General features: G+C 42.3%; 15 protein-coding genes and 3 pseudogenes. All 18 read left to right on the top strand.

Going from position 1 to position 20,206, the window contains the following annotated elements; translation table 11 throughout:
* Positions 1 to 105: 105 nt before the first annotated feature.
* On the top strand, positions 106 to 426 hold the full coding sequence (gene cutA / locus ACU8V8_RS14890; protein ID WP_446889655.1) for a divalent-cation tolerance protein CutA: 321 nt from the start codon (positions 106 to 108) through the stop codon (positions 424 to 426).
* Positions 426 to 2,250: pseudogene (locus tag ACU8V8_RS14885) on the top strand (protein-disulfide reductase DsbD). Before cutA ends, ACU8V8_RS14885 begins: the two are co-directional and overlap by 1 nt.
* A 278-nt stretch (positions 2,251 to 2,528) precedes the next feature.
* Positions 2,529 to 2,981, top strand: coding sequence for a type II 3-dehydroquinate dehydratase (gene aroQ, locus ACU8V8_RS14880; protein ID WP_446888006.1), 453 nt, complete (start codon positions 2,529 to 2,531; stop codon positions 2,979 to 2,981).
* Positions 2,982 to 3,014: 33 nt separating this feature from the next.
* Positions 3,015 to 3,479: an acetyl-CoA carboxylase biotin carboxyl carrier protein gene (gene accB / locus ACU8V8_RS14875; protein ID WP_087532711.1), complete on the top strand. Its 465-nt coding sequence runs from the start codon at positions 3,015 to 3,017 to the stop codon at positions 3,477 to 3,479.
* A 26-nt stretch (positions 3,480 to 3,505) separates the two neighbouring features.
* The gene (gene accC, locus ACU8V8_RS14870; RefSeq protein ID WP_087532710.1) at positions 3,506 to 4,846 is read left to right on the top strand and encodes an acetyl-CoA carboxylase biotin carboxylase subunit; all 1,341 of its coding nucleotides are present in this window, start codon (positions 3,506 to 3,508) and stop codon (positions 4,844 to 4,846) included.
* A gap of 144 nt (positions 4,847 to 4,990) precedes the next feature.
* A complete protein-coding gene (tsaE, locus tag ACU8V8_RS14865) occupies positions 4,991 to 5,458 on the top strand; it encodes a tRNA (adenosine(37)-N6)-threonylcarbamoyltransferase complex ATPase subunit type 1 TsaE (protein ID WP_446888005.1) in 468 nt (155 codons plus the stop codon).
* Positions 5,459 to 5,487: 29 nt separating this feature from the next.
* Complete coding sequence (locus ACU8V8_RS14860; RefSeq protein ID WP_446889654.1) at positions 5,488 to 6,831, top strand: N-acetylmuramoyl-L-alanine amidase; 1,344 nt, start codon at positions 5,488 to 5,490, stop codon at positions 6,829 to 6,831.
* A gap of 16 nt (positions 6,832 to 6,847) precedes the next feature.
* The gene (gene mutL, locus ACU8V8_RS14855; protein WP_446888004.1) at positions 6,848 to 8,680 is read left to right on the top strand and encodes a DNA mismatch repair endonuclease MutL; all 1,833 of its coding nucleotides are present in this window, start codon (positions 6,848 to 6,850) and stop codon (positions 8,678 to 8,680) included.
* A gap of 37 nt (positions 8,681 to 8,717) precedes the next feature.
* Positions 8,718 to 9,608, top strand: a complete 891-nt coding sequence (gene miaA, locus ACU8V8_RS14850; RefSeq protein ID WP_446889653.1) for a tRNA (adenosine(37)-N6)-dimethylallyltransferase MiaA — start codon at positions 8,718 to 8,720, stop codon at positions 9,606 to 9,608.
* A gap of 81 nt (positions 9,609 to 9,689) precedes the next feature.
* Positions 9,690 to 9,956: an RNA chaperone Hfq gene (gene hfq / locus ACU8V8_RS14845; RefSeq protein WP_087532705.1), complete on the top strand. Its 267-nt coding sequence runs from the start codon at positions 9,690 to 9,692 to the stop codon at positions 9,954 to 9,956.
* Positions 9,957 to 9,972: 16 nt separating this feature from the next.
* Positions 9,973 to 11,256 (top strand): ribosome rescue GTPase HflX, encoded by a 1,284-nt coding sequence (gene hflX / locus ACU8V8_RS14840; protein WP_421961182.1) that lies wholly within the window; start codon positions 9,973 to 9,975, stop codon positions 11,254 to 11,256.
* Positions 11,257 to 11,362: 106 nt separating this feature from the next.
* The gene (gene hflK, locus ACU8V8_RS14835) at positions 11,363 to 12,529 is read left to right on the top strand and encodes an FtsH protease activity modulator HflK (protein WP_446888003.1); all 1,167 of its coding nucleotides are present in this window, start codon (positions 11,363 to 11,365) and stop codon (positions 12,527 to 12,529) included.
* 5 nt (positions 12,530 to 12,534) lie between these two features.
* A pseudogene (gene hflC, locus ACU8V8_RS14830) lies at positions 12,535 to 13,414 on the top strand (protease modulator HflC).
* Between the two features lie 217 nt (positions 13,415 to 13,631).
* Positions 13,632 to 14,945, top strand: coding sequence for an adenylosuccinate synthase (locus tag ACU8V8_RS14825; protein WP_446888002.1), 1,314 nt, complete (start codon positions 13,632 to 13,634; stop codon positions 14,943 to 14,945).
* Positions 14,946 to 15,060: 115 nt separating this feature from the next.
* On the top strand, positions 15,061 to 15,684 hold the full coding sequence (locus ACU8V8_RS14820; protein ID WP_446888001.1) for a tetratricopeptide repeat protein: 624 nt from the start codon (positions 15,061 to 15,063) through the stop codon (positions 15,682 to 15,684).
* Positions 15,685 to 15,940: 256 nt separating this feature from the next.
* Positions 15,941 to 17,531 (top strand): annotated as a pseudogene (locus ACU8V8_RS14815) (alkaline phosphatase).
* A gap of 11 nt (positions 17,532 to 17,542) precedes the next feature.
* Positions 17,543 to 19,339: an alkaline phosphatase gene (locus ACU8V8_RS14810; RefSeq protein ID WP_446888000.1), complete on the top strand. Its 1,797-nt coding sequence runs from the start codon at positions 17,543 to 17,545 to the stop codon at positions 19,337 to 19,339.
* Between the two features lie 111 nt (positions 19,340 to 19,450).
* Positions 19,451 to 20,164 (top strand): hypothetical protein, encoded by a 714-nt coding sequence (locus tag ACU8V8_RS14805; protein ID WP_446887999.1) that lies wholly within the window; start codon positions 19,451 to 19,453, stop codon positions 20,162 to 20,164.
* The last annotated feature ends 42 nt before the right edge of the window (positions 20,165 to 20,206 follow it).

Here is a 20,206-nt window from a genome sequence, read left to right as displayed (position 1 = left end):
TCAGGTCTTTTTTCAATAGTAGTGCAGTCATGCACATGGCTACACTTTAGTTTAGCTATCAGCTACTATGAGTTGGGCAGAACAAACAACTAAAGGTTCAATATGATGACGACTCATTTTCGACTTGTTTTTACCACTTGCGCAGATGCAAGTGAAGCGCGCGCAATGGCAGAACAATTGGTGAGCCAAAAACTGGCTGCATGTGTCAGTATTCTCCCTAATGTAGAGTCGGTTTATATGTGGGAAGGTGAAGTAACGCAGGCAACAGAGTGCAAACTTTTAATTAAAACCAAATCAGAAAAAATGAACCTAGTTATCCAAACTATTAAGCAATTACATAGTTATGAAGTTCCCGAAATTCAGGTAGTCGATGTATCAACGGGCAATTTAGCCTATTTTAATTGGATGGATGAGGTACTTAATTAATGCGTTTTTTTGTTTTTTTGCTTTGTACGCTGTGGTTTATGCCAGCACAGGCTGCGTCTAATAATTTATTGAGTGATTTACTACAGCCTGCTGAACAAACGTTTTTACCTGTTGATCAAGCCTTTAGTTTTGATTTTGATCAGCAAGGCAGCACTTTATTTATTGGCTGGGATATCGCTCCTGGTTATTACCTTTATAAAAAGAAACTTGAAATCATTGCTAAAGATGCTGATATCAAAGTCCCGGAGCTGGGTGAAGGGGTGGTGATTGAAGATGAGTTCTTTGGTAAAACAGAAGTTTTCTTCGACTCATTTAGCGTGGTAAGTAAATTAAGTAATGTCGCGCAACAAGGAGTCGTTAAAGTTCGTTACCAAGGCTGCGCCGAAGCAGGACTATGTTATCCACCAGAAATAATTACTATTCCATTAAGTGTGATTGCAGGCCAAACTCCTGAGCAAAACACCACCACAGATACTGCCAGTGCATTTGCTGCACTCAATAGTGAGGTTACAAAGTCCGCTAACACGGCTCCTGAGCAAAGTGAGCCAGCAGAAACAGAACAAAATTTTACCGAAAAATTGGCATCACAAGGTTTATTGGCTAATTTAGTTATTTTCTTTTTAGTAGGAATAGGCCTTGCCTTTACACCGTGTGTATTTCCTATGTTTCCTATTTTATCGAGTTTAATTGCCGGTCAAAAAAACCTATCAACCAAAAAAAGCTTTTGCTTTATCGTTTGTTTATATTCAAGGTATGGCAGTCACCTATGCGGCACTGGGTTTAGTGGTTGCATCGTTAGGTGGGCAAGTGCAGGGCTACTTACAGCACCCATATGTTTTGATCAGCTTTAGTTTATTATTCGTGTTGTTAGCCATGTCGATGTTTGGTTGGTACGAAATCAAATTACCAAGCTCCATGATGAATAAGCTTACTCAAGTGAGCAACAATCAAAAAGGCGGCAATTATATTGGTGTATTTTTGATGGGGGTATTGTCTGGCTTGATTGCCTCACCTTGTACTACAGCACCATTATCTGCTGCTTTATTATTTGTTGCGCAAAGTGGTGACTACTTAGTTGGTGGTTTAACGCTTTACGTTTTAAGTCTTGGAATGGGCATACCATTATTGCTGTTAGGTACTTCTGGCGGTAAATTACTGCCAAAAGCGGGTGGTTGGATGGAGCAAGTTAAAACCTTATTTGGTTTTATTATGCTAGTTGTGCCGCTGATACTGTTAGAGCGTATTGTTGATTTTGACATCATACTATTAATGGCTGGCTTATTAGCATTGGCAACGGCGCTTTATTTACATCATTGGCAAAGCGGCCAAAGCCAAGGCAAGCTCAAAACGGCATTGTGGTTTGCAGCAACCTTATTGGTGGTTTCTGGTGCAAGTTTAACTAAAAACTATATTTGGCCAACAGCGAATACGGTTGAGGTAAGTGCTGAACAATCGCAAAGCCATAAGTTTAAATTAGTGGCTAACTTAGCCGAACTTAAGCTGGCGATAAATGAAGCAAACGATGAAGGCCGCATGGTAATGGTTGATTTGTATGCCGATTGGTGTGTTGCTTGTAAAGAGTTTGAAAAATACACCTTTCCAGAGCCGAGCGTTCAAGATGAGTTTGCTCACTTTGAGTTACTTAAAATTGATTTGACAGAGAGTGACGAAACCACTATTGAAGTTATGGAAGAATACACTGTATTTGGTTTACCCAGCATTCTGTTTTTTAACACTCAAGGTGAAGAATTAGCAGCTCAGCGTGTTACCGGTTTTTTAAATGCTGACGATTTTGCGCAGCACTTAGCTGAAGTTCGCCAATAAGCGACTAAGAAAGTTAGCCACAATATGATTTAGATATGAATCTAATTGTGGCTAAATCACTTTTTATAATAAGCTATTTTTAGCTCCCGCCTTTATCCTCGCAACTTTGCGCCATAGTATAGTCATTAGACCAGTATTTTGCTGCTATTTACATCGAACTAGCTATAATAGGTGGTTAACGTGAGAAATACTTGCTATTTTAGATTTTATCCCCTACGTTGTGGTGTGATTTCTAATCAAAACGGCTTAACTCATTATTTATAGGATTATCGCGTATTATGGCTGCAAAATTTAAACTTTTAGTTATAAATGGCCCCAACTTGAATATGCTTGGTAAGCGAGAACCAGAGAAATATGGTTCGCAAACCCTGGCTGAGATTATGAGCGAACTAACCAGTGCAGCCCATGGTCTAGATGTTGAGTTAACGCATTTTCAAAGTAATAGTGAGCAAGCTTTAATTGAGCACATACACAGTGCATGGCAGGCTATTGATTACATCATTATTAACCCAGCTGCATTTACGCATACAAGCGTGGCTTTACGTGATGCATTACTGAGTGTTGATATCCCGTTTTATGAAGTGCATTTAACCAATGTGCACGCGCGGGAAGCGTTTCGCCATCATTCGTATTTTTCTGATGTGGCGCAAGGCGTTATATGTGGATTAGGTGCAATGGGTTATCACGCAGCGTTAGAAGCTGCTGTTAACCGGTTGCAAAACTCAAATTAATTTTAAACACACAAACTAGAAGGCGGGTCGTTCATGGATATTCGCAAGATCAAAAAACTAATTGAACTAGTAGAAGAATCAGGTATTGCTGAGTTAGAAATCACTGAAGGTGAAGAGTCAGTACGTATCAACCGTAATAACATGAGCGCAGGCCCTGCTTACGCTCCACAATATGCTCCTCAGTACGCACCAGCTCCAGCAGCGGCGCCAGCACCTGCGGCTCCAGTTGCAGCCGCTGAAGCAGCAGCGCCAGCAGCACCAACAGGTCATCAAGTATTATCGCCAATGGTAGGGTCTTTCTATGCAGCAGCTTCTCCTGAAGCGCCGGCATACGTAGAAGTGGGCACGCAAGTAAAAGTAGGCGACACACTTTGTATTATCGAAGCGATGAAAATGATGAACCAAATTGAAGCAGATAAAGCTGGTACAGTGAAAGCTATTTTAGTTGAAAATGGTGAACCAGTAGAATTTGATCAACCTTTATTCATCATTGAATAATAGCGCAACCTTAGAGGCCAACTCTCATGTTAGATAAAGTAGTCATTGCAAATCGGGGTGAAATTGCACTTCGTATATTGCGCGCCTGCAAAGAGCTTGGGATCAAAACGGTTGCTGTGCATTCAACGGCGGATCGCGATCTTAAGCACGTATTATTAGCAGATGAAACCATCTGTATCGGTAGACCTTCAGCAACTGAAAGTTACTTAGATATTCCGCGTATTATTGCGGCAGCTGAAGTAACAGATGCGGTTGCTATTCACCCAGGTTACGGCTTCCTTGCTGAAAATGCAGATTTTGCTGACCAAGTTGAACAAAGTGGTTTTGTATTTATTGGTCCTAAGGGCGATACCATTCGCTTAATGGGCGATAAAGTATCTGCAATCAGCGCTATGCGCAAAGCAGGTGTACCGTGTGTTCCAGGTTCTGATGGTCCGGTATCAGATGACAAAGAACGCAATATGCAAATTGCTAAGCGTATCGGTTACCCGGTAATCATCAAAGCGGCTGGCGGCGGCGGCGGTCGTGGTATGCGTGTTGTACGTAATGAATCAGAGCTTATCGATTCAATCGCACTTACTCAGCAAGAAGCAAAACAGTTCTTCGGTAATAGCATGGTTTACATGGAAAAATTCCTTGAAAACCCACGCCACATCGAAATTCAAGTACTTGCGGATGGCCAAGGTAATGCGGTTCACTTAGGTGAGCGTGACTGTTCAATGCAACGTCGTCACCAAAAAGTAGTTGAAGAAGCACCAGCGCCAGGTATCACTGCTGAAGTACGTAAATTCATTGGTGAACGCTGTACGCGTGCATGTATCGAAATCGGTTATCGTGGTGCGGGTACGTTTGAGTTTTTATATGAAAACGGCGAGTTCTATTTCATTGAAATGAATACCCGTATTCAGGTTGAGCACCCTGTAACTGAAATGGTTAGTGGCGTTGATTTAATTAAAGAGCAGTTAAAAATTGCTGCGGGTCAACCGCTGTCATTCACGCAAGATGATGTGGTTATTCGTGGTCACGCTATTGAATGTCGTATCAACGCAGAAGATCCTGAAACGTTTATTCCTTCACCGGGTAAAATTACCCGTTTCCACCCTGCTGGTGGTTTAGGTATTCGTTGGGATAGCCATATTTATGCTGACTATAGTGTGCCACCACACTATGACTCAATGATTGGCAAGCTCATTACTTACGGTGAAAATCGTGATGTAGCGATTGCTCGTGCACGTAATGCATTAAATGAGTTAGTAATTGACGGCATTAAAACCAATACGCCACTGCATAAGAAAATCTTGGCAGATGAGAACTTCCAAAATGGTGGGACTAATATCCACTATCTTGAGAAGAAATTAGGTTTATAAGCAGTTATAAAGCTAATAATTTAAAAAACCGGCAACTTTGCCGGTTTTTTTAGCTCTAACGAACAGTGGCTCTGTATTCGCGATACAAAAATAATCTGGTATGATTAATACAGTAATGATTTATTTGTTTTTCATGAGGTAATAATGACCCAGAGTGTTGGTTTTCAACTCGCTGATGAAGCAGCAACGGTCGCAATGGGTAATAAGCTTGCAACTTTAACTGAGCAAGGCGCGGTTATTTATTTACATGGTGATTTAGGTGCCGGAAAAACCACATTAACACGCGGCATAGTGCAAGGGTTTGGTCATCAAGGTAAGGTTAAGAGTCCAACTTATACATTAGTCGAACCTTATGAATTAGCAAAAGCCAATGTATATCACTTTGATTTATACCGTTTGGGTGACCCAGAAGAGTTAGAATATATGGGTATCCGCGATTACTTCTCAGATGATGCTATTTGCGTTGTTGAATGGCCAGAGAAAGGCGGAGAGTTTATACCTGTGCCTGACTTAGACATTACTATGCGCTATGTTGGTGAGGCCCGTGAAATCGAAATTTGCAGCGTGAGTCAACGTGGCAAGGTAGTTGTAGAGCAGTTAACTCGAGATTAAAAATAATAATTAAAGGTGTAATGGATCAGATGAATCGAGTAGTCGTTAAGTGGGTGTGTGCTTGTTTGCTATTTGCAATAAGCCAAGGCGTTGTTGCACAAAACACTATTAACAGTGTGCGTGTGTGGCCGTCGCCTGATAGTACTCGTGTTGTTTTTGATTTAGCTGACAAACCAGACTTTAGCTACTTTATGCTGAAGAATCCATTACGTCTCGTGGTTGATTTAGAAAATACAAATAAGATTAAAGACCTGCCTAGCATTCCTAAAAAACATCAAATTGTCAGTAAACTGCGTTACTCCAAAGCTAAAAATAGTAAAGGTGTGCGGTTTGTTTTTGAGTTAACCGGGGCTGTTAAACCTGTATTATTTGCTTTGGCCCCAACTGGTCCTTATAAAAATCGACTCGTGGTAGATTTATACGATAAAGAACAAGCAAAACCTGTGGCGAAAAGCAGTAATGCTGCAGTGAAAAAGCGTGAGCTGAGTAAGCAACGCGACATCGTGATTGCCATTGATGCCGGTCATGGTGGTGAAGATCCTGGCTCTATTGGGCCATCAGGTACCTATGAAAAAACCATAACACTACAAATTGCAAAACGTTTAGAGCGCATGATAGATGCTGAGCGCGGTATGATTTCGCGCATGATCCGTCGTAGCGACTACTTTGTAAATCTCAATACGCGTACCAGTCGAGCCCGTGAGAAAAAAGCAGACTTTTTTGTTTCTATTCATGCCGATGCATTTACCAGCCCAGGCCCTAATGGCGCATCAGTGTGGGTGCTCTCGTTACGTCGTGCCAATTCTGAAATTGGTAAATGGATCGAAGATAAAGAAAAGCACTCAGAGTTACTTGGTGGTGCCGCCGGTGTGATAAAAGACACAGCTAGCGAAAAATACCTCGCCCAAGCGCTGCTTGACATGTCGATGGATCATTCTATGAAGACTGGCTTTAATGTGGCTGAAGAAATGGTACAAGAGCTTAAAAAAGTTGCCAAGTTACATAAAAAAGAGCCGCAAGCAGCCAGCTTAGCAGTGTTGAAGTCTCCGGATATTCCATCAATCTTAGTTGAAACGGGGTTTATTTCTAACCCGCGTGAAGAGCGACTACTTAAAAGTGCAAATCACCAAGAGAAGTTAGCAAAAGCAATATTCACCTCGATTAAGAGTTATTATTTAAAAAATCCACCGGATGACTCTTTATTTGCATCATTAAAATCACAATACCCTACAAAGCACAAAGTGAGGCCTGGTGAGTCATTAAGTTTATTAGCTAGCCGTTATGGGGTGTCTATAACGCAGTTAAAACGCGTTAATAAACTCAAATCCAATACTTTATTTATCGGCCAAGAGCTAGATATCCCGCAAAGTTAACATCGTTAGGATGAGCATGAATATTGAAATATTACCCGCGCGATTAGCTAACCAAATTGCTGCGGGTGAAGTGGTTGAACGCCCTGCGTCTGTTGTCAAAGAGTTGGTAGAGAACAGTTTGGATGCGGGGGCTAATCGTATTCAAATAGATATTGAACGCGGTGGTCATAAGCTTATTCGTATTCGTGACAATGGTTCAGGTATTAATAAAGATGAGCTAACACTGGCACTGTCACGCCATGCGACTAGCAAATTAAAATCCCTCGATGACTTAGAGAATATATGTTCACTGGGCTTTCGTGGTGAAGCATTGGCTTCGATTAGTTCTGTATCGCGGTTAACCCTAAGCTCTAAAACCAAACAGCAAGAGGCTGCGTGGCAAGCGTTTGCTGAAGGCCGAGATATGGCGGTACAGGTCAAGCCTACCGCTCACCCTGATGGCACCACCATTGAAGTAAAAGATTTATTTTTTAATACGCCAGCGCGACGTAAGTTTTTACGTACCGAGAAAACTGAGTTCAATCATATCGATGAGTTGATAAAGCGTATTGCTTTAAGTCGCTTTGATGTCTCAATAACGCTAACTCACAATGGCAAAGTTGTGCGCCAATATCGTGCCAAAACCGATCCCACACAAGCAATTACCCGCGTAGCGCAAGTAGCTGGCAAAGCATTTGCTGAGCAAGGCTTGTATATTGAATCGGGCGATACAGGATTACAGTTACACGGTTGGGTTTTACCTGTGGGTTCAAGCAATACCACACAATACACCTATGTAAATAATAGGATGATGCGCGATAAACTTATTTTGCATGCCATTCGCCAAGCATTTGAAGAAGTCGCAGGGCAAGAAGAGTTACCTGGCTTTGTGATTTATATAGATATTGATCCGCGCCAAGTGGATGTCAATGTGCATCCGGCAAAACATGAAGTACGCTTTCATCAAGGGCGCTTAGTGCATGACTTTATATTACAAGCCGTGAAACAAGTTGTTGTACCTTTGCAAGATGATTTTGTTGCGCCACATGTATCACAGCAAGCTCAACCAACTGAGCACTTTGCAAGTGCGCCGCCAGTCGAGCAAGCTGATGTATTCGATTACCCAAAAACGCCTTTGCAACCGAGTCAATCAGGTGGCTATTCGGGCGGTTCATCGCGTGCTGGCTCTGCTGCGAGTGGCTTCTCTGGGCAAAGAGAAAGTAAAACCTCGCATCATGATGTGAATGCATTTTACCAAGGCGTGAGTGAGCAACATGCTGCACATTTTGATAGTTTTGCTGCCCCACCAGTACAGCAAACACCAGTTTCAACGCCTGAGCACAGTACTAATACGACCTCACTAATAGTACAAGAAGATGGTAGCTGTGTTTTCTCTGAGCAGCAGCAACTTTATTGCTCTCATTTTAAGTATGCTTTAGCCGATTATTGGCAGCAGCAAATTACTGAACAAGCAAGCCTTGAAGGAAAAGCTTTATTACTTCCCGTGCGAGTAAATATTAGTAAAGAGGATCAGCAAAGGTTAACTGAGCAGCAATCGTGGTTTACTTTACTGGGCTTTGAACTAAATATAGAAAAGCAATTCGTGATGGTGAAAAAGCTGCCTCATAGTCTGTATTTATTAGATGTAAGTCAGGCCATTGATATTCTTCTAGAAGCGAGTCAAAAGCAGCTCGATAACATAGAAGAATGGCTTAATTGGCAGCAGTGCAATGTACCCGAGCGCTATTTTGCCAGCCAAGCATTTGCAGGGGAGTTACAACAAATGAAAAATAATCCGCAAACAATTCAACGTTTACGGGCAAAAGCAGTTAAAATAGACTTACATCACTATTTATCACAGTTAGATTAGGGTTAACGCGTTGAGTAATTTACCGGTCATATTTTTAATGGGTCCAACGGCTGCAGGAAAAACTGCACTGGCTATTGAGCTTTGTCAGCATTTAAATACCGAAATAATCAGCGTCGATTCAGCCTTAGTATATAAAAATATGGACATTGGTACGGCAAAGCCAAATGCACAAGAGCTGGCATTAGCACCACATCACCTAATTGATATTATTGATCCTGCCCAAAGTTACTCTGTGGCAGATTTTCGTCGTGATGCGATTGAAAAAATTGATCAATTTCATAAACAAGGTAAAGTGCCTGTTTTAGTTGGCGGTACTATGATGTACTTTAAATCACTGATAGATGGTTTATCGCCGCTTCCTGAGGCTTGCCCTAATGTGCGTGCTGAGCTTGAAGCTCAGGCAAATGAGAGTGGTTGGCCAGCACTTTATAAAGAGCTTGTAGAAGTAGACCCACAAGCGGCAGAAAAAATGAGCGAAAACGACTCGCAACGTATTAATCGGGCTTTGGAAGTTTATCGTTTAACGGGGAAAACCATGACGGAGCTGCAAAAAAGTAAGCAGCCAAGTTTACCCTATACGTTCCATCAATTTGCTATTGCACCGGATGATCGGGCTGATTTGCATGAACGTATTGCACAAAGATTTAAAATAATGCTTGATGAGGGGTTTGAAAAAGAAGTTTCATCCCTATATCAACGTAAGGATTTACACCCAAACTTACCTTCTATTCGTTGTGTAGGTTATAGACAAATGTGGGATTACATTGCTGGCGAAACTGACTATGATGAAATGGTGTTTCGCGGTATCGCAGCAACTCGACAACTTGCAAAGCGTCAATTGACGTGGTTGAGAAGCTGGCCCAATGTAACTTGGTTAACTACGGGTGATGAAGAAAACTTGCAACGTGTTGTAAGTTCGCTAAGCTAGTAGTAGTTGAATGTTTTTTTAGCTTTGTTAAATGAGTTCAGCCACTTAATTATAATAACACCTAGAACGAAGGATAATAACATGGCAAAAGGCCAATCGTTACAAGACCCATTTTTGAATGCGCTACGTCGTGAGCGTATTCCAGTATCAATCTTTTTGGTAAATGGCATCAAATTACAAGGTAAGATTCAGTCATTTGACCAATTTGTAATTTTACTAGAAAACACCGTTAATCAAATGGTGTACAAACATGCAATTTCTACAGTTGTTCCTGCTCGTGCAGTAAACTTCCAAGGTGTTCAAGGAAGTGAAGAAGGTGAAGAGCAGGCTGAACCTGGAAATTTTTAAATTAGGAGCGTAATGCTTGTTTGACCGTTATAAAGCCGGCGAACAGGCAGTCTTAGTCCATATTGACTTTCCTCAAGAAGGAGATCGAGAAGATCTTCATGAACTGGAAATGTTAGTATCTTCTGCTGGTGTTAGCAGTTTGGCGGTTGTGCAAGGCAGCCGTCAAGCACCACATCCGAAACTATTCGTCGGTAGCGGTAAAGCAGAAGAAATAGCTGAGATTGTCAAAATCCACAATGCAGATGTCGTCATTTTCAACCATCAACTCAGGCCATCACAAGAGCGCAATTTAGAACGCGTTTGTCAATGTCGTGTACTTGATAGAACGACCCTTATTTTAGACATATTTGCCCAACGCGCACGTACCCATGAGGGTAAATTGCAAGTTGAGCTTGCGCAACTGCGTCATATGTCGACCCGATTGATCCGAGGCTGGACTCACCTTGAGCGCCAAAAAGGCGGAATAGGTTTACGTGGGCCTGGTGAAACTCAGCTCGAAACAGATAGACGTCTGCTGCGAGTGCGTATTCAGAGTATTCGTGCGCGTTTACAAAAAGTAGCTGTACAACGTGAGCAGGGCCGCCGCGCGCGTAATCGTAACGAAATACCAACGGTATCGTTAGTGGGTTATACCAATGCGGGTAAGTCGACTTTATTTAATCGTATTACTAATTCAGATGTTTATGCAGCCGATCAGTTGTTTGCAACACTCGACCCCACTCTTCGTAAGCTCGAAATTGGTGATGTTGGCTCGGTAATATTAGCCGATACGGTTGGCTTTATTCGTCATTTACCCCATGACTTAGTTGCCGCATTCAAAGCGACATTAACGGAAACCCGTGAAGCAGATTTACAGCTGCATGTAGTTGATGTGGCCGATGGGCGTCGCAAAGAGAATATAGAACAGGTACAATCGGTGTTAAAAGAAATTGAAGCCGATGAAGTACCGCAATTACTGGTTTATAATAAAATTGATGCACTTGAAGACGTTTCACCGCGTATAGATCGTGATGACGAAGGTGTGCCAATTAGAGTTTGGCTGTCTGCACATAGTGGGGCAGGCTGTGAGTTATTGTCAGAAGCCATTAGTGAGTTACTAGCGAAGAAAATGTTCGCACACACACTTAAACTTGCACCGCAGTATGGGCGTTTACGCGCCGCGTTATTTAACTTAAATGCAGTGCATGAAGAAGACTTTGATGAACAAGGGCAGTGGCTATTAACCACGCGTATGCCAATGGTTGAATGGAACAAATTAAAGAAAGAATTTGGCCCGGAAATCGACTCATTTATTTTATGAAAGTAAAAATCTACCGCACATTGTCGTTTTTAGTATGAGAATGGCCTTATATTTGGTAGATTTAACACAATTACCTAAATTATTTAGATAACAATGGAGTATAGCTATGGCCTGGAATGAACCGGGTAATAATGGCAATGACAAAGATCCGTGGAACAAAAAAGGCGGACGTGATCAAGGCCCACCTGATTTAGACGAGGTGCTGCGTAAGTTCAGCAGTAAGTTTGGCGGCTTATTTGGCGGTAATAAATCCGGCAAAGATGGCGGCGGACTTGGTGGAGCAGGGCTTTCGTTCGTGCTTATCATTGCTGTAATTGTATGGGCATTAAGTGGTATCTACACTGTTAAAGAGGCCGAGCGTGGTATTGTTTTACAGTTTGGTAAATATGACCGCATTGCAGATCCAGGTCTACGTTGGAAAATGACCTTTATTGAAACGGTTATTCCAGTTGATATTGAAGCGGTACGTTCACTACCTGCATCAGGCTTTATGCTAACTGAAGACGAAAACGTAGTAAGCGTTGAGTTTGAAGTACAATATCGTGTTATTGACCCACACCTATACAAGTTTAGCGTAACAGATGCTGATCACAGCTTACAGCAAGCGCTTGATAGTGCTTTACGTTATGTTGTTGGTCATTCAAAAATGGACCAAGTACTGACACGTGGTCGTGAAGAAGTGCGACAACGCACATGGGACGAACTGAATAAAATCATCGAACCTTATAACCTAGGTTTAATAGTGACTGACGTGAACTTTAAAGATTCTCGTCCGCCGGCTGAAGTAAAAGATGCATTTGATGATGCTATTGCTGCACAAGAAGATGAAGAGCGTTTTATTCGTGAAGCAGAAGCGTATGCCCGTGAAATTGAACCGCGTGCTCGTGGTCAAGTAACACGTATGACGCAAGAAGCTGAAGGTTATGGCGAACGTATTATTTTAGAAGCGCAAGGTGAAGTAGCTCGTTTTGAGAAACTATTACCAGAATACCAAGCAGCTAAAAGAGTAACCCGTGAACGTTTATACATAGATACAATGCAAGAAGTGCTTGGTAGCAGTTCTAAGGTGTTAGTAGATGTTAAAGGTGGTAATAATATGATGTACCTACCACTTGATAAAATCATGGAAAAACAAGGTACGGCTACACGCGTAGCGTTACCAAGTTCAAGTGATATAAACGACTTACGTAACAAAATAAACACATCGCGCAATAGCACTGTGAACTCAAGTTCAGACCGCTTTGCAGCTGATCGCTTTAACGACGGGAGATAAGCGTAATGAAAAACTTTAGTTTAGTTCTATTATTAGCTGCCGTTGTATTGTCATTTTCGTCAGTATTTGTGGTGCCTGAAGGGCAAAAAGCAATCGTAATGCTTTTCAGCAAAGTACAAAAAGACAGTGATGATAAAGCGATTGTGTATAACCCGGGGTTACAGTTTAAAGTGCCTTTCTTTAGCCAAGTACGTCGCATTGATGCGCGTATTCAAACTTTAGATGGCGCGCCGGATCGTTTTGTTACTAGCGAGAAAAAAGACTTAATCGTCGATTCGTTCGTGAAGTGGCGTGTCAATGACTTTAGCGCGTTTTACTTACGTGCGCGTGGTGACAAGCAATACGCTGAAACACTGCTTAAGCAAAAAGTAAATAACGGCCTACGTACTAACTTTGGTTCGCGTACTATTCGTGAAATCGTATCAGGTGAGCGTAGTGAGCTAATGGAAGAAGCATTAGTTCAGGCCTCTGAAAGTGCGCAAGAGCTAGGCATTGAAGTACTAGATGTTCGCGTTAAGCAAATTAACTTACCATCAGAGGTGAGCAACTCGATTTACCAACGTATGCGCGCAGAGCGTACTGCAGTGGCAAAAGAGCACCGTTCTGAGGGTCAAGAAAAAGCGGAAACAATTCGTGCAGAAGTAGATCGCCGTGTAACCGTAATGCTTGCTGATGCAGAGCGTAATGCTCGTTCAGTACGTGGTGAAGGTGATGCACAAGCCGCTGCTATTTATGCTAACGCTTATAATAAAGACGCTGAATTCTTTAGTTTTGTACGTTCATTAGAGGCTTATAAAAAAGACCTTTAAAGGCAAGCAGGACGTGATGGTGTTATCGCCAGACAGTGACTTCTTTAAATATATGAAAGGGGCTGCTGCGCAGTAATCTTTTCTTTTTATATAGACCAAATCCAAACCCTGTGTATGCAGGGTTTTTCTTTTAGTAAAACGAATTTTTATGAATAACTTAATGTTATTCAACCAGTTAATTTTTATTCTGGGTGATGCATTGTGCGTGCGCAGAAAAAATAACCTAAACGGGGTGATCTTTGCCCTCATTTTCTGGTAAAATCTCGTCCTAATTTTTTCTAAGTGAATTTACAATGGGTAAAAACGTTGTTGTATTAGGCACCCAATGGGGTGACGAAGGTAAGGGTAAGGTAGTTGACCTCCTTACAGACAAAGCATCTTTAGTAGTTCGATACCAAGGTGGCCACAATGCTGGGCACACTTTAGTGATCGGCGGTGAAAAGACGGTTTTACACCTTATTCCATCGGGTGTATTACGTGACAATGTTAAGTGTGTGATTGGTAATGGTGTAGTTGTATCACCAGAAGCGCTTATGAAAGAGATTGGCATGCTTGAAGAACGTGGCGTACCAGTACGTGAGCGTTTACTGATCAGCGAAGCATGTCCGCTAATCTTGCCATTCCACATCGCATTAGATGTAGCCCGTGAAAAAGCACGTGGTAATAAAGCTATCGGTACTACTGGTCGTGGTATTGGTCCAGCTTATGAAGATAAAGTAGCCCGTCGTGGTTTACGTATTGGTGATTTATTCAACCCTGAATTATTCGCTGCAAAACTTAAAGAAGTATTGGAATACCATAACTTCACATTAGTTAACTACTACAAAGTAGATGCAGTTGATTTCCAACAGACTTTTGATGATGCAATGGCTGTTGCTGATATTCTTAAAGCGATGGTTGTTGATGTTACTGAATTACTTGATCAAACTCGTCTTGCTGGCGATAACATCTTGTTTGAAGGTGCACAAGGCACATTACTTGATATCGATCACGGTACTTACCCGTATGTAACCTCCTCTAATACTACTGCTGGTGGTGTTGCTACAGGTGCAGGTTTTGGTCCATTAAACCTTGATTACGTACTAGGTATTATCAAAGCATACACCACACGTGTAGGTTCAGGTCCTTTCCCGACAGAGCTTTACGACGGTGTTGAAAAGCAAGATGAAGTGGGTAAGCACTTAGGCACAGTAGGGCATGAGTTTGGCGCAACGACTGGTCGTTTACGTCGTACAGGTTGGTTAGATGCAGTGGCTATGCGCCGTGCGGTTCAAATCAACTCAATCACTGGCTTTTGCTTAACTAAACTAGACGTACTTGATGGCTTAGAAACGCTTAAGATCTGTACTGGTTATAAGCTTGAAGATGGCACTGTTACTAACGTAACACCGCTTGCAGCTGAAGGTTACGAGAAAGTAACACCTGTATACGAAGAGATGCCAGGTTGGTCTGAAAACACAGTCGGCGCGACGTCTGTTGATCAGTTACCACAAGCGGCGCTTGATTACATCAAACGTATCGAAGAAATCACAGGTGTACCTGTTGATATTATTTCTACTGGCCCAGATCGTGTAGAAACTATGGTATTACGCAGCCCGTTTGCATAAATACTGTTAGTACTAAAAAAGCTGCCTAGTGCAGCTTTTTTTGTGTCTTTATTTCAATATGGAACGATCTTTGTATAAACTTTATTAAGATGGTTTTAAATTTAAAGTGACCTAAATGCGTTTGTTGTCTTGTTTTTCATTAGTGGTGTTATCAGTGCTGCCTGTAAGTTATGCCAAAGCTGATGAGCCCTTAACGGCTGTGCCTTTGTATACTGAAACAGAGCTGTTGGCACTGATCAATAAAAACGCTCACTTAGCACGTGTGAAGGCAGATGATTGCCAGTTGGTACAAGATATTGAAGCCAGAGCCAATAAAATGGCACTGCCGTCTTATCAGTTTTTATATGGCGATATGCTGGCCTATGCTGTGTGTGTTGATCGCAATGTTGAGCTAGGTGTTTATTACATGCGCCAAGCTGCAAATCAAGGTTTGGCAGCGGCACTGGAACAACTTGGCCGCTATTACGACATTGGCCGTTTAGTGCAAAAAGATAAAGCGATGGCGATAACTTACCTACGTGAAGCCTCCGCGCAAGGAAACTTAAAAGCTCAGTTACGGTTAGTGAAACTATTTAACGACGGCTTCGGTAGCCCGCGTGATTATGAGGACGCCTACCGGTGGTTATTTCATGCCATGGTTGCTGACAAAGCAACTCATAAAAAAATAGAGCGTGCACTGAGTCAACTAGCACAAAAAATGCCTGACAGCGTGGTTGAGCGTGCTCGCTTGCCTATGTAACTAGCGTTTTGAACTAGAGCATTATAATTAAAGTAAACTTAATCGGTATCCGTTTGACAAGATTAGCACCTGCCTGTATTGTGATGGTATATCATATCTAAAGTGTTGATTTTCATAAATTTTAAATTATTTCTTAACCTCTTTGTAATTCAGAATAAGCGTTACAGTCATAAACCCTCTTTATTATTTACCCGCACATTAACTCACACCCTATCGGGTTTACGATTCTATTAATAACATAGAGACGGAATTTATAATGAAAATCAATAAAATTGCGACTGCAATTGGTTTTACATTGGCACTATCTGCAACAGTGAATGCAGGTGTTTTACCGCAAAGCCAAATACAAAGCCAATGGTACGAAAGTGCTCAAGCTACTCTTGCACAAAAGCAAAGTCAGGCTCAAGAAGAACAACTAACTAAAGCTAAAAATGTGATCTTGTTTGTGGGTGACGGTATGGGAGTGTCTACTCTTACTGCTGCACGTATTTTAGCAGGACAACGAGAAGGCCAGCTAGGTGAAGAAGGTCTACTAAGCTTTGAGGAGTTCCCATATTCTGCTCAAGTCAAAACTTACAATGTTGATGCGCAAACACCTGACTCTGCTGGCACCATGACGGCAATGGCATCAGGTGTTAAAACAGATGTAGGCGTGATTGGGGTAAATGAGAATATTGAGCGAGGTAAGTGCTCTACCGTATTTGGTAATGAGCTAATTACTACAACTGAGCTTGCAGAAATAAAAGGCCTAGCGACTGGTGTGGTATCAACCGCGCGTATTACTCATGCAACACCTGCTGCTACCTATGCAAAATCTGCAGATCGTAATTGGGAAGATGTATCAGATATGCCTGAAGATGCAGTTGCAGCAGGCTGTGAAGACATTGCCTCACAGTTAGTTAACTTTGAAAAAAATGTTGAAGAGCGCTTTTTAGGCACTGATATTGATGGGATCGACGTCATCATGGGTGGTGGCCGTCGTCACTTTTTACCAAAAGACGCGGCGTTTAACTCAACTGATGCAGTCAGTGCTGTAGAAGGCGATCGTACTGATGAGCGCGATTTAACAGCTGAATGGCAAGCTAACTATCCTGACGGCCAGTATGTGATGGATAAAGCCGGGTTCGAAGGGATATCAGCAGATACCAACCAAGTTTTAGCCTTGTTTAACGAATCACATATGCAGTACGAAGCAGACCGTGAAAACGATATCGCTGGCGAGCCATCACTTTCTGAAATGACAGCAAAAGCTATCGATATTCTAGATAATAACGAAAAAGGCTTCTTCTTAACCGTTGAGTCTGGCCGTATCGACCATGCGCATCACGCTGGCAATGCTTATAACGCATTAAGCGATACCATTGAATTTGCTAAAGCTGTTCAAGCTGCGGTGGATAGTACTAATCCAGAAGAAACGCTTATTTTAGTGACTGCCGATCACAGCCATGTATTTACTATTGCAGGCTATCCTAAACGTGGTAATCCAATCTTAGGCAAAGTCGTTGCAGTCGGTAGCGAAGAACCAAGCCTTGCGTCAGATGGTATGCCATATACCACTTTAGGCTACGCAAATGGTTTAGGATATCGAGATTTAGGCGATGAAACTGATGCGGATGCAGCTTATAACGAAGCGCCTGTCGTTGGCCGAGTAGACTTAGCGGCTATCGATACTAACTCAGCGGGTTTCCACCAAGAAGTGACAGTTACCGCTTGGTTCTGAAACTCATGCCGGAGAAGATATTTCACTTCATGCAAAAGGACCGGGCGCACAACTTGCTCAAGGTGTTGTTGAGCAAAATGTGATTTTCCACTTGGTTAATCAAGCACTCGAATTAATTGAACAATAATGGCGGCTAACATGAACAAATTAAACCTATTATCTTTAGCTGTTGTAGTCGCACTTGCGGGCTGCTCGGATGATGACGATAACGATTATAAAACTCTGGTTGTGAATAACACTTTACCTGTTGGTTCACAGCAATGTGTTAATGGTGGTACAGAAACACTTGAAGGTGAAGATACTAACCGTAATGGTGAGCTTGATGCCGATGAAGTATTAGAGACTAGCCTTGACTGTAACGACCCTGCATCGTCATTGACACCACAACAGCTAGTTAATTTATCGACTAACCAATGGTTTAAAGATGCAAAAGTAAAAATGGCCACAAGCCAAGAGAACATTGCTGAGATTGTTAAAGAATCTGGAAAAGCAAAAAATGTAATCCTTTTTGTTGGTGACGGTATGGGGGTTTCTACTGTCACAGCCGCGCGTATTCTTGCAGGTCAGCTTGAAGGTAAAATGGGTGAAGAGCACGAATTGAGCTTTGACACTATGCCGTTCTCAGGCTTTGCTAAAACATATAATGTGGATGCGCAAACTCCGGATTCTGCGGGTACTATGACTGCGATGATCTCGGGTGTTAAAACTGATGTGGGTGTTATCGGTGTTGATGAAGATATCGAACGTGGTGTTTGTTCAACAGTTTCTGGGAATGAACTGGTAACTGCAACGGAACTTGCTGAAATTAATGGCCTTGCAACGGGTATTGTGTCAACTGCGCGTATTACACATGCAACACCTGCGGCAACATATGCTAAATCGGCAGACCGTAACTGGGAAGATGTATCAGACATGCCTGAAGATGCAGTGACTGGCGGTTGTGAAGATATCGCATCACAATTAGTTAATTTTGAAGCAAACCTAGAAGCACGCTTTGAGGGCCTTGATGTTGATGGTCTTGAAGTGGTAATGGGCGGTGGTCGTCGTCACTTTTTACCTAAAGATGCAGCGTTTAACTCAGCGGATGCTGTAAGTGCCGTCGAAGGCGACCGCACCGATGAGCGTAATCTAATCACTGAATGGCAAGCTAAGTACCCAACCGGTCAATACGTAATGGACCAAGCTGGGTTTAATAACCTAGACACAGAAACAGCGACTCAAGTATTTGGCTTATTTAATGAATCTCACATGCAATATGAAGCTGATCGTGCAAACGATGTGGCGGGCGAGCCATCACTGTCAGAAATGACAGCAACGGCAATTGATGTGTTAGACAATAACGACAAAGGTTTCTTCTTAACCGTAGAGTCGGGTCGTATTGACCACGCGCACCATGCAGGGAATGCTTATAATGCGTTAAATGACACCATTGAATTGTCAAAAGCTGTTCAGGTAGCTATGGATAAAACCAGTATCGAAGATACCTTAATCATTGTTACTGCTGATCACAGCCATGTATTTACTATTGCCGGTTACCCTAAACGTGGTAACCCAATTTTAGGTAAAGTGGTTGCAGTGGGAAGTGAAGAGCCAAGCCTTGCCGCTGATGGTATGCCATATACTACGGTTGGTTATGCTAATGGCCTAGGTTTTAGAGATTTAGGCGATGAAACCAATGCCGATGCTTCATACCTGGCAGGGCCTGCTGTAGGTCGTTATGACCTAACATCTGTTGATACAACAAGTGCAGGTTTCCACCAAGAGGCGACAGTCCCTCTTGGCTCAGAAACTCACGCTGGTGAAGATGTGGGTGTGTATGCAATTGGTCCTGGTGCTCACCTTGTTACCGGTACTAACGAGCAAAGCTACTTGTTCCATGTTATGGACTACGCGGCTGACTTTGTTAAAAATGCCGATGCAAAGCTAGCAAACTAAGCGACGCTTATAATAACTTTAAGAGCAACTCGCCCGAGTTGCTCTTTGTCATAAATCTGCCAAATCAACGCTATACAGTATTAGCATTATCTAATTGAAAAAGAGAACCCCGTGAAATTAACAATTTTGACTTTGGCGCTATTGAGCCCATTAGCCAGCGCTGCACAGTGCACTATTGATAACCAATATATGCAGGCAAGTTATCAAGTAACTCAGAAGCAGGGAGCGGCGCAAGTGACCGACACTCAACAGTTCACATTATGGCGCACACCTTTGCAAGCTGCTCAGCAAGATCAGCAACTAGTTGAATTGTGGCAACAGTTAAGCAATAAACAACTGAGGCCTATTCGTTACTTTCCACAGGCCGAGCGCGGTATTGAATATCAACCATCGGAAGTGAAAGGGCAACAGAACTTTAGTAGCAAACAGCAATTAGTTAGTGATGAGTTACTGGCTCAAATGACGCTGCAAAGTGAGCACGGAGAAGGGTGCGATAAAGTACAAAAATATACCTTAAAGCAAGCCGATACGACAATTGAAGTGTCATGGGTTGCGAACAAAAAGTTACTTGAATCAATGCACATTACTAAGCCGATAGGAAGCCAAACAATTACTTTGCAATCGGTTAGTTTTGATAAGCAAACCGTGCAACAGCAGTTTGCCGTTTGGGATAACTATCAAACCACAGACTATGCTGATATTGGTGATAACGAAAGCGATCCGTTTTTAGCTAAAATGATCAATCTAGGTTTTATCGAACATAGTGCTACAGGTTTTTATGATATCAACGGAAAAGCACTCAAAGGTGGGCATAGCCATCACTAAGCAAACCGATTTGGGTGATTAAAACTGGTAAAAATTGTGTTC

This window comes from Pseudoalteromonas sp. SaAl2 (assembly GCF_052947895.1).
This window is presented reverse-complemented; position numbering and strand designations above follow the sequence as displayed.

What these genes read in the sequence shown, in the direction of transcription:
- cutA (WP_446889655.1), top strand. Translation starts at nt 106, where the DNA reads ATGACGACTCATTTTCGACTTGTTTTTACCACTTGCGCAGATGCAAGT.
- aroQ (WP_446888006.1), top strand. Translation starts at nt 2,529, where the DNA reads ATGGCTGCAAAATTTAAACTTTTAGTTATAAATGGCCCCAACTTGAAT.
- accB (WP_087532711.1), top strand. Translation starts at nt 3,015, where the DNA reads ATGGATATTCGCAAGATCAAAAAACTAATTGAACTAGTAGAAGAATCA.
- accC (WP_087532710.1), top strand. Translation starts at nt 3,506, where the DNA reads ATGTTAGATAAAGTAGTCATTGCAAATCGGGGTGAAATTGCACTTCGT.
- tsaE (WP_446888005.1), top strand. Translation starts at nt 4,991, where the DNA reads ATGACCCAGAGTGTTGGTTTTCAACTCGCTGATGAAGCAGCAACGGTC.
- ACU8V8_RS14860 (WP_446889654.1), top strand. Translation starts at nt 5,488, where the DNA reads ATGAATCGAGTAGTCGTTAAGTGGGTGTGTGCTTGTTTGCTATTTGCA.
- mutL (WP_446888004.1), top strand. Translation starts at nt 6,848, where the DNA reads ATGAATATTGAAATATTACCCGCGCGATTAGCTAACCAAATTGCTGCG.
- miaA (WP_446889653.1), top strand. Translation starts at nt 8,718, where the DNA reads ATGGGTCCAACGGCTGCAGGAAAAACTGCACTGGCTATTGAGCTTTGT.
- hfq (WP_087532705.1), top strand. Translation starts at nt 9,690, where the DNA reads ATGGCAAAAGGCCAATCGTTACAAGACCCATTTTTGAATGCGCTACGT.
- hflK (WP_446888003.1), top strand. Translation starts at nt 11,363, where the DNA reads ATGGCCTGGAATGAACCGGGTAATAATGGCAATGACAAAGATCCGTGG.
- ACU8V8_RS14825 (WP_446888002.1), top strand. Translation starts at nt 13,632, where the DNA reads ATGGGTAAAAACGTTGTTGTATTAGGCACCCAATGGGGTGACGAAGGT.
- ACU8V8_RS14820 (WP_446888001.1), top strand. Translation starts at nt 15,061, where the DNA reads ATGCGTTTGTTGTCTTGTTTTTCATTAGTGGTGTTATCAGTGCTGCCT.
- ACU8V8_RS14810 (WP_446888000.1), top strand. Translation starts at nt 17,543, where the DNA reads ATGAACAAATTAAACCTATTATCTTTAGCTGTTGTAGTCGCACTTGCG.